Origin of the sequence: Pseudonocardia bannensis (assembly GCF_012911875.1) — a bacterium.
In the GTDB taxonomy this organism is placed as follows: Bacteria; Actinomycetota; Actinomycetes; order Mycobacteriales; family Pseudonocardiaceae; genus Pseudonocardia; species Pseudonocardia bannensis.
The window spans coordinates 1-2,543 of the sequence record NZ_JAAXKZ010000239.1 but is presented as its reverse complement, the minus strand read 5'-3'; the positions used below and the strand labels follow the sequence as shown (position 1 = coordinate 2,543).

The following is a 2,543-nucleotide window of genomic DNA, read 5'->3' as shown; positions in this document are numbered from 1 at the left end:
CTCGGCGCGAACTCGCTGTTGCTGGCCCAGTTCTCCGCGCGGCTGCGCAAGCACACCGACCTGCCCCCGGTGTCCATGCGCGACCTCTACCGGCACACCACCATCCGCGACCTGGCACAGGCCCTCGGCGGGCCGGTCGCCGCCGCCGAGCGCCCGGTCCGCACCGGGACGGTCGTGCGCGGGAACGCCGCCCGCCACGCCGTGTTCGGCGCAGCGCAGCTGGTGTTGTTCCTGGCGTTCCTCTACCTGAGCGCGTTCGTCCTCGAGCGAGGCTACGTCTGGGCCTCCGAGGGTGGCTCGGCGGGCTCGGTGTTCGTCCGGGCCGCCGGGTACGGCGCGGTCACCTTCCTCGCCGCCTGCCTGCTGCCGATCGTCGCCAAGTGGCTCCTCGTCGGGCGTTGGAAGGCTCGGGAGATCAAGCTGTGGAGTCTCGGCCACCTGCGCTTCTGGGCGGTCAAGACGCTGGTCAGGGCCAACCCGCTGGCGCTGTTCAAGGGCTCGCCGATCTACACGATGTACCTGCGCCTGCTCGGTGCACGGATCGGTCGCGACGTGCTCGTGCTGACCGAGTTCTTCCCGGTGGCCACCGACCTGCTGACGATCGGCGCCGGGACCGTCATCCACAAGCACTCCTCCTTCACCGGTTACCGCGCCGTTCCGGGCGCGATCCAGATCGGGCCGGTCACCATCGGCCGCGACGCGTTCGTCGGTGAGAAGACCGTGCTCGACCTCGGGACCGCGATCGGCGACGGTGGCCAGCTCGGTCACACGTCCTCGCTGCACTCCGGCCAGGCGATCCCGCCCGGCCAGACCTGGCACGGCGTCCCCGCCGAGCCGGCCCAGGTGAACTACCGGGTGGCGCGGCAGGTTCGCTGCGGCCGCATCCGCCGCCTCGGCTACGCCGCATGGCAACTGCTCAACGCCCTGGTCCTGGGCCCGGTCGGGTTCGCCGTCCTCATGGTCGCGCTGACCCAGATCCCGGCGGTCGTCGACGTGGTCGGCGAAGGCCATCAGTCGCTGACGGACCCCGCGTTCTACCTCGGCCTCGCAGCTGTGTCGGTCGCGCTGTTCGTCGTCGGCGTCGTGGGCGGCCTGGCCGCGATCATCGTGCTGCCGCGGCTGCTCAGCCTGTTCATCCGCCCGGGGAAGGACTACCCGCTCTACGGCCTGCGCTGGATCGCGGCCCGCACGATCACCGGGCTGACCAACTCGTCGTTCTACATGACCCTGTTCGGCGACAGCTCCGCGGTCGTCGGCTACCTGCGCAGCATCGGCTACGACCTGTCCGTCGTCGAGCAGACCGGCTCGAACTTCGGCACCGAGCTCGCGCAGGACTCGCCGCTGCTGACCCGCATCGGCACCGGCACGATGGTCTCCGACGCGCTGTCGATCATGAACGCGGACTACTCCAGCACGTCCTTCCGGATGTCCCAGGTGAACATCGGGGCGCGCAACTTCCTCGGCAACAACATCGCGTTCCCGGCCAACGCCACCGTCGGCGAGAACTGCCTGCTCGGCACGAAGGTCATGGTCCCGGTCGACGGGCCGGTCCGGGAGAACGTCGGGTTGCTCGGCTCGCCGCCCTTCGAGATCCCGCGCACCGTCGCCCGCGACACCGAGTTCGACCACCTCAAGGACCCGGGCGAGCTGCGCCGCCGGCTGTCGGCCAAGAACCGGCACAACCTCGTCTCCATGCTCGCGTTCCTGGGGGTGCGCTGGGTCCAGGTCTTCGTCGCCACCCTGCTGTTCGCGATCGCCGCCGACCTGTACTACCTGTCCGGCGCGGCGGCGCTCGCCGTGGCGGCACTGCTGACCCTGGTGTTCTCCTTCCTGTTCACCGCCCTGGTCGAGCGGGCCACGCTCGGCTTCCGCCGGCTCGTCCCACGTTTCGTCTCGATCTACGACCCGTACTTCTGGCGTCACGAGCGGCTCTGGAAGCTGGGCGCCTCACCCCTGTTCAGCGGCACCCCGTTCAAGCCGATGATGTGGCGGCTGCTCGGGGTGACGATGGGCCGCCGGGTCTTCGACGACGGGTGCGCCATCCCCGAGAAGACACTGGTCACCGTCGGAGACGACGCCGTGCTCAACGCCGGCAGCGTCATCCAGTGCCACTCCCTCGAGGACGGCAGCTTCAAGTCCGACTACACCGTGCTCGGCGCAGGCACCGTCATCGGCGTCGAGTCCTTCGTCCACTACGGCGTCATGATGGGCGACGGTGCCGTCCTGGACGCCGACGCCTTCCTGATGAAGGGCGAGGAAGTCGCGCCGTTCGCCCGGTGGGGAGGCAACCCCGCCACGGAGGTCCGCCCGGCCGTCGCCACGGCTGCGGTTCCGCAGGCGCCGGCGCCCGCAGCCCCGCCACCCGCAGCCCCGCCGGCACCTGCTGTCCGACCGGCACCCGCCGCTCGCTCGGCGCCCGTCGTCGCGCCGCTGTCCGCCGCGCGGCCCGTCACCGCGGCTCCGCAGACGCCGCCTCCCACCACTTCCGACATCCCTGTGGAGAACGCCATGACCGTTTCGCTGCCGAACCCGACCCCCCTGCC

At 70.7% G+C, this 2,543-nt stretch carries 1 protein-coding gene; it reads left to right on the top strand.

Annotated elements, in window-relative coordinates; translation table 11 throughout:
* Positions 1–2,543: Pls/PosA family non-ribosomal peptide synthetase (locus HF519_RS29845; protein ID WP_169416291.1), on the top strand; the 2,543-nt coding region annotated here is incomplete at both ends.